General features: G+C 44.8%; 1 protein-coding gene. It reads right to left on the bottom strand.

The window, feature by feature from the left end; genetic code table 11:
- Positions 1-232: hypothetical protein (locus B4920_RS28165; RefSeq protein WP_216820157.1), on the bottom strand; the 232-nt coding region annotated here is incomplete at both ends.

Here is a 232-nt window from a genome sequence, read left to right as displayed (position 1 = left end):
TGCTCTGGAGTTTTACCGGCAAATTCCTTAATCAATTCCTGCTCGTCTTTTCGAGACTGGGTAAGAATTTGCTTTACCTGAGAATCCGTTAATGATGCGATGATCGGCAACATGTCAGGTAGCGCAAACTCAAATAACCTAAACCAATGCCGCTTGGCGAGTGTGACATGCTCAGCCCAAAGCGCAGGGGTTAAGGTATTGGTTTGAATGAGATGTTCAACTTCGGTTAACT

This window comes from Zoogloea sp. LCSB751 (genome assembly GCF_002028455.1).
GTDB lineage: Bacteria > Pseudomonadota > Gammaproteobacteria > Burkholderiales > Rhodocyclaceae > Zoogloea.
The sequence above is the reverse complement of the archived record's forward strand: the minus strand, read 5'-3'. Positions and strand labels throughout refer to the sequence as shown.